A 7,018-nucleotide genomic window follows, 5' to 3' on the forward strand; every position below is an offset into this window, starting at 1 on the left:
GGGCCGGGGCTGGGCTCCGACTGTGGGTACGGGTACTGGTGCGGGTGCGACGGCTGCGGCTGCGGCTGCGGCTGCGGCTGCGGGTACGCGTGCGCGTGAGACGGCTGCGGGCGCGAGTACGCGTGCGCGTGCGGGTGCAGCAACTCCGTGTGCAGCGCCTGTAGTGCCGGGCCGGGGTCCGTGCCCAGGCCGTTCAGGAGGACGCGGCGAGCCGACTCGTACGCCGCCAGCGCGTCCGCGCCGCGTCCGGTGTCGCGGAGGGCGCGGATGTGGAGGGCGTGCAGGGTTTCGTCGTACGGGTGGGCCTCGGCGAGCTCCTTCAGCTCGGGTACGACGTCGGGAGCCCGGCCCAGTCGCAGGTCCGCCTCGATGCGGGCACGCGTCGCCTCCAGGCGGAGGGCCTCCGGGCGGGTGGCCGCGGTGCGGTCGGAGAGGTCGGCGAGGGCGGGGCCGCGCCAGACCGCCAGGGCGGTGTGGAGGGCGCGGGACGCGGATGCCGGGTCCTCGCGGGCGAGGGCGTCCTTGCCCTCCCTCACGAGCCGCTCGAACTCGAACAGGTCGATGTCCGACGGGGTGGCCGCGAGGCGGTAGCCGCCGTTCTCCGAGACGATCGTGTCCCGGCCGAGGGCACGGCGGAGGCGGCCGATGAGGGCCTGGAGAGCGGCGGGGGCGTCGGCGGGCGGAGCGGCGGCCCACACCTCGTCGATCAAGGTGTCCGGGCCGACCGTGCGGCCGGGGCGGAGGGCGAGGGCCGTGAGCAGCGCGCGCAGGCGGGGGCCGCCGACGGGTATGCGGGTCCCTTGGTCGTCCTCCGCCTGAGTGACCCCCAGGATTCCGTACCGCACCGGGTCATTCTCGCCGGGGTGGGTGCGCGGGGCACCTCGTTTCTCCGGTGAGGTGCTGCTTTTCCTGTTCACCCGTCGTCAGAGCCTTGGGATGGCCCTGGCCCACGCCATCCCCAAGGCCAGAGCCACGCACGAAGGCGACGGCCAGGACGAAGGCGACACCCAGCACCAAGACGACTGCCAGGACGAAGGCGGCAGCCAGGTTCGCGACCCGGAACAGGGTCCTGGCCGGCGCCCTCGTCGGCAGGCCCTACGCCGGAGTCATGAGCAGAGGCCGAGCCCGCTCCCGCAACTCCACCACCTGCGGCTCGTCCCCGTACGGCTCCAGCCTGTGCAGGAGATCCTTCACGTACTCGGTGGTCCGCGCCGACGAGATGCGCCCGGCGACCTCGACCGCCCGTACGCCCTGCTCGCAGGCCGCGTCCAGGTTCCCCGACTCCAGTTCGGCGACCGCGGAGACGACCAGGCGCAGGCCGTGCGAGCGCACGAACTCCTCCGTCGGCTTCGACAGCGCCTGCTCGGTGAAGCGGCGCACCTGGCGGGGCGCCTTGAGGTCGCGGTAGCACTCGGCTGCATCGGCCGCGAAACGGTCGTACCCGTAGAAGCCGAGCCAGGACGGGTCGTTGTCGCCGTCGCGGGCGCGCTCCAGCCAGCCCTCGGACGCCTTCAGGGCCGCGCCGGCCGCCTGGGCGTCACTCGCGCGCGCGTGGGCACGCGCTTCCACGAGCCGGAAGAAGCTCATGGTGCGGGCGGTCGCCAGCCCCCGGTTGCGCTCCAGGGCAGCCTGGGCGAGGTCCACGCCCTCGTCGCCGAAGCCTCGGTAGGTCGCCTGCAGCGACATCGACGCCAGGACGTAGCCCCCGAGAGGCACGTCGGCCGCCGCGCGCGCGAGCCGTAAAGCCTGGATGTAGTAGCGCTGGGCGGCCTCCTGCTGGCCCGTGTCGAAGGCCATCCAGCCCGCGAGGCGGGTGAGTTCCGCGGAGGCTCCGAACAACGCCCGGCCCACCTCGTCCGAGTACGAGCCGAGCAGCAGCGGCGCCGCCTCCACCCGCAGACACTCGGGCACCATGGACGAACGCCAGTCGCCGCCTCCGTATTTGGAGTCCCAGCGCCTGGCGTCCTCAGCTGCCTCACGCAGCTTCTGCACATCGCTGTGGCCGACCTTCAGTGGTGCTCCCGCGCCCTCCGAGGGACTCGCGTCGCGTGCCACCGAACTGTCGGCCGGGGTTATGAGCCACCGTGAGGCGGGCGTGGCGTACGCGCTCACCGCGAACGATCCGGCGAGCGACTGCCATATGCCGCCGGAGCCGGCCCGGCGCCCGGCGAGGTCCAGCCGGTACAGCTCCGTCGCCGACTTCACCGCCTGGCCGACGTCCCTGGGGAAGGCGAGGCCCACTTCGGGCGCGGGATCCGCGTCCGCCAGACCGATCTCGTGGAGCGGCACCGGGCGGCCGAGTTTCTGGCCGATGGCGGCCGCGATGAGGTGCGGCGCGGCGCCCTGCGGCACCATGCCCTTCGACACCCAGCGCGCCACCGACGTCTTGTCGTAGCGAAGAGTCAGTCCCCGCTGGGCGCCAAGATCGTTGACGCGCCGCGCGAGTCCTGCGTTGCTGATTCCCGCGAGGGCGAGAACGGCGCCGAGCTTTTCGTTCGGCCCGCGTTGCTCCCTGGACATGCGCCACCCCTCGACACAGACGGCTGCCGCGGCGGCATACGCACGCGGCATTCGTAAACCCAGCGTAGTTCGCCACATCCCAAGCGTTAAGGGGCGAAAATCCGGATGGCGGGATTGTGGTCCGTACGAGAGTACGGACTGTTGCGGCGCGCTCCCGCTGTGTGGCCGTGCGCCCGTCCGTGCGCTCTTCTCCGGCCACGAGTGGAGCGCTTCGATGGGCCCTGCGTGGGTCGGCCCGCTGTACTGGATCCAGTGGGCTGGGGGACACCGCCGCCTTCATCCCCGCGGGCGGCGGACGGTCCGGGAGGCGAACTCCGCCTCCCGGACTGCGCGTTGACTGTGCGTTGCGCAAAGCCTGTACGGAGCGTGTCGTAGAGCTTTGCCTCCCGAGACCGATTTGGCCGAAAATCGACGGTGCTCCGTACGGACAAATACTGCTCCGACCACGTCTCTTGAGGGCGCGTTGGGGGTTACTGGGGAGCGTTTTGGGGCGCATTCACGTCGCAGACGCACACGCGGATCGATGGACTGCCTGAGCGGACGGCCGCGCTCTCCCTACTCCGGGCGGTTCTCGGGGCGGACCTTCCGACGGGTCTTCGGGCGGATCTTCGCGCGGGCGTCCGGACCGGTGCGGGTCGTAACCCCACCCGGTCCCGGATCGGGCGTTGAACGGGGCTGTGAACGCGCGTTGAACCGAGCGCTGAACGGGGCGTTGATCCCCCACGGAGCGCGCGTGGACCGAGCGGGGAGCGCGCGTGGATCCGCGCGCATCCGTTCGCGGAAGCGCATTCCCGGCTCGTACGGGGAGTGCTCCGGGGCGCATTGTGAGGTGTGCAAGCCTTCGCACAGGCCCCTCAGCGCGCTTCCTTCGTGGCAGCATGGTGACCGGTTCGTGCGGTGCACTGGTTGTCCACAGCCTGTGGAGGCAGCGATGCGGTGGTTGGTGGGATGGAGCAGTACCGCCGCTGCGGCACGCGAGATCGGCGCCGCGGGCGGCACCGGGTACGACGGCGAGACCGTGCACCCCGTGGGCTCCCAACTCCTGTGGGGCGACCCCGATCCGCTGTGGGCGGTCGGCGACTGGCGCCCCGACGAGGTGCGCGTCGTGAAGGCCGACGCGCAGAACCGGATCGCGGTCCTGGGCACCTGCGGGGCGAGCGACGAGGAGCTGAAGGTCGGCCTCTTCGCGGCGCGCGGCGGGGCGCTTCGCCATCTGACCGCCTGGTCCGGCAGCTACACGGCCATCGTCCAGGTCGGCCGCCGTGTGACGGTGTGCGGCGATCTCGCGGGCGCCCGCCCGGTGTTCCACACCCCCTGGGCGGGCGGCACGGCGTACGCGACCGCCGCGCTCCCGCTGGCCGACCTCATCGAGGCCAACCTGGACTTCGGGCACCTGGCCGCGCTGCTCGCCGCCCCCGACGTACCGGCCGCCCTGCACGACTCGACCCCGTACGACGGCGTTCGGCGCATTCCGCCGGGGCACGCGCTGATCCTGCGCACGGGGGCGCACGAGATCGCCGGCTACGAGCCTGTCGCGTCCCTTGCCGTCGCGGCACCGTCCGCCGACCCGGCGAGCGCGGTGGACGACGTCCGGGACGCCCTCGTGGACGCCGTACGCACACGCCTGGCCGCCCCCCGCCACGTACCCGGAGCGGACATCGACCCCGGCCCGGTCCCCGGCATGGGCCCGGCGGAGCGACGGGCGGCGCGCGGCATGCCCGTACCCGGCATCGGCGCCGACCTCTCCGGTGGCCCGGCGTCGGGCACGCTGGCCCTGCTCGCGGCGGGCCTCCCGGGCGCTCCCGGAACGGTGCTGGGCCATGGCACGGGCGCGGGCGAACGCCTCCTGGCGGTGACCTTCAACGACCTCGCCGTACCGGGCCGTGAGGCCGAACTGGAACGAGCGGGCACCCTTGCGGCCAACCCCCGCCTCCACCACGTAGTGGTGGCAGGCGGAGAGGAAGCGCTCCCGTACGCGGACCTGGAGGGCCCGCTGACGGACGAACCGGGCCCGTCCCTGATCACGGCTGCCAGGCACCGCGCACGCCTGGCCTCCGGCAGCGCGGACCACTTCACGGGTTACGGCGCTCGGCAGGTCCTGGACGCCCACCCCGCCCGCCTGGCAGACCTCCTGATGGACCGCAAGAGGCGTCACCTCGTCCGGCCGGTCGCGGCGCTGGCGAAGGCGGACGGCTCCGTCCTGGTCCCCGCGCGCGTGTACGCTGCCGCGCGCAAGCTCGCCCGCAGCCAGTACCGCTCGGGCGTGGAGACCCTCGCCGAGCGGCTCCTCCACAAGCGCTTGGAGGAACCCGGCGGCGCGGTCGGGGCGTCCCTCGCCGCGCTCACCTGGGCGAGACCGGGCCCGGCGGCTCGCTGGCTCACGGGCGAGGCACTGGCCGAAGTATCGATTCGCCTCCAGGCCGCCACGAGCCGCCCGATCGTGAGCCCGGGCCAGCGTCCGGGAGACTTCCGCGCGCGTGCGGCACTCGCGCGCCAGGCCGCCGACATCCGCGTCCTGGAACAGGCTGCGGAGATCCGCTTCCAGCGCCTGCACACGCCCTTCCTGGACAACCAGGTCGTACGGGCATGCCGCGCCCTCCCCGAGGCACTGCGCGTCCAGCCGGGAGCAAGGGCGGCGATCCTCCGCACGGTCCTGGAGGGCGCCGGCATCGCCGACCTCCCGCCCGGCTGGGGCGCCCCCTCCCACGCGACGTCCGCGGCCGCGGCCCGCACCGGCCTCCGGGTGGCGGCCGACTCCCTGGTGACCCTCTTCGACACCCCACTGCTCGCCCAGGCGGGCCTGGTCGAGGCGAGGGTGGTCCGCAAGGCGGTCCGCGCGGCCGCGGACGGCGAGCCACTGCCCCTGGACGGCCTCGCCGACCTGGTCTCCCTGGAACTGTGGCTCCGCCGCCTGCTGGCCCGCCGCGGCACATGCTGGACAGGCACCCCCGCCCGCCAACGGGCGGTACCGGCCGGAATCACCCCCCAGCGGGGGGCGCTGGGCGCGGGGGCGACGGTTCGACGGGGGTAGCCGGAGGTGGCCCGGGCAGCCGGAGGTGGCCCGGGCAGCCCGTCGGCCACCGTCCGTCTCCCGGCGGTGGAGAACCGCATAGCTGCACAACCGCGTCAGGGCCGGTCCCACGATCATGGTCGGGGCAGGCAGTCGGCGAAGATCCTGTAGCTCCGTGTCGATGCTCCCCTGCGGTTCGGCCTGTACCGGGCGATACCGCGAGGAACGGCCCGGGGAACGGTTTGAAGGCGCTGTCAGTGGCGCAGTGCACTATCGAGTCGGGAGGTGGAGCGACGTGCGGCAGCGGAGCGTGAACGGGATCGCGTACGACTGTGACGTGCTGGTGATCGGCGGCGGGATCATCGGTCTGTCGACGGCGTACGCGATCACGCGGGCCGCGCCGGACACGCGCGTCACGGTGCTGGAGAAGGAGCGGGGCCCGGCCCGGCACCAGACCGGGCGGAACAGCGGGGTCATCCACAGCGGGATCTACTACCGCCCGGGCTCCCTCAAGGCGCGGTACGCGGTGCGGGGCGCCGCCGAGATGGTCGAGTTCTGCGCCGAGTACGGCATCGCCCACGCGGTCACCGGCAAGCTGATCGTCGCGACCGACCGGGACGAGCTGCCCCGGCTGCACGCGCTCGTGCAGAGGGGACGGGAGAACGGGATTCCGGTCCGGGAGCTGGGGCCCGCCCAGATCGCCGAGTACGAGCCGGAGGTGCGGGGGCTCGCCGCCATCCATGTCGGGACCACGGGGATCTGCGACTTCGTGGGCGTCGCGCGGCAGCTCGCAGAGGCGTCGGGGGCGGAGATCCGGTACGGGGCGGAGGTCGTCCGGATCGACCGGCGAGCTGCGCTCGGGGTCGCCGTGCGGCTGGAGGACGGTGGTGTCGTCCGCGCGCGCGTGCTCGTCAACTGTGCCGGGCTGCACTGCGACGAGATCGCCCGGCTCGCCGGGGACGAGCCCGGGATGCGGATCGTGCCGTTCCGGGGTGAGTACTACTCGCTGGCGCGGCCGGAGCTGGTGCACGGGCTTGTGTATCCGGTGCCCGATCCGGCGTTCCCGTTCCTCGGGGTGCATCTGACCCGGGGGACCGACGGGGATGTGCACATCGGGCCGAACGCGGTGCCGGCGCTGGCGCGGGAAGGGTACGGGTGGGGTGTCGTGCGGCCTCGTGAGCTGGGGGCCACCCTGGCCTGGCCCGGTTCCTGGCGGATCGCTCGGCGGCACTGGCGGTACGGGGCGGGGGAGCTGCGGCGGTCCGTGTCCAAGGCAGCGTTCGCGGTGGCGGTGCGGCGGTTGTTGCCGGCGGTTTCGGAGGACGACCTGCTGCCTGCGGCCGCGGGGGTGCGGGCGCAGGCAGTGTTGCGGGACGGGACGCTGGTGGACGACTTTCTGATTCGGGAGGGGGCGCGGACGGTGCATGTGCTGAACGCGCCGTCGCCTGCGGCTACCGCTTCGCTGCTGATTGGGCGGGAGGTGGGGCG

At 73.3% G+C, this 7,018-nt stretch carries 4 protein-coding genes; 2 read left to right on the plus strand and 2 right to left on the minus strand.

Annotation, left to right across the window (positions count from 1 at the left end; all coding sequences use genetic code 11):
* Together FPZ41_RS43490 and FPZ41_RS43495 are read right to left on the minus strand one after the other, a co-directional pair.
* A partial coding sequence (locus FPZ41_RS43490) for an AfsR/SARP family transcriptional regulator (protein WP_322621482.1) occupies positions 1-845 on the minus strand: 845 nt, incomplete at its 3' end.
* A 250-nt stretch (positions 846-1,095) separates the two neighbouring features.
* The gene (locus tag FPZ41_RS43495) at positions 1,096-2,520 is read right to left on the minus strand and encodes an MFS transporter (RefSeq protein ID WP_131571859.1); all 1,425 of its coding nucleotides are present in this window, start codon (positions 2,518-2,520) and stop codon (positions 1,096-1,098) included.
* A gap of 931 nt (positions 2,521-3,451) precedes the next feature.
* Between FPZ41_RS43495 and FPZ41_RS43500 the strand changes: the two genes are divergently transcribed.
* Complete coding sequence (locus FPZ41_RS43500; protein WP_152870068.1) at positions 3,452-5,551, plus strand: asparagine synthase-related protein; 2,100 nt, start codon at positions 3,452-3,454, stop codon at positions 5,549-5,551.
* Between the two features lie 274 nt (positions 5,552-5,825).
* Positions 5,826-7,018, plus strand: a 1,193-nt coding sequence (lhgO, locus tag FPZ41_RS43505; RefSeq protein ID WP_322621483.1) for an L-2-hydroxyglutarate oxidase, incomplete at its 3' end; no start/stop codon positions are given.

Source organism: Streptomyces acidicola (assembly GCF_009377235.1).
Lineage (GTDB): Bacteria > Actinomycetota > Actinomycetes > Streptomycetales > Streptomycetaceae > Streptomyces > Streptomyces acidicola.

Bases quoted from the DNA above. Each gene is read 5' to 3' on its own strand.
- FPZ41_RS43500 (WP_152870068.1), top strand. From the start codon at position 3,452: ATGCGGTGGTTGGTGGGATGGAGCAGTACCGCCGCTGCGGCACGCGAG.
- FPZ41_RS43495 (WP_131571859.1), bottom strand. From the start codon at position 2,520: ATGTCCAGGGAGCAACGCGGGCCGAACGAAAAGCTCGGCGCCGTTCTC.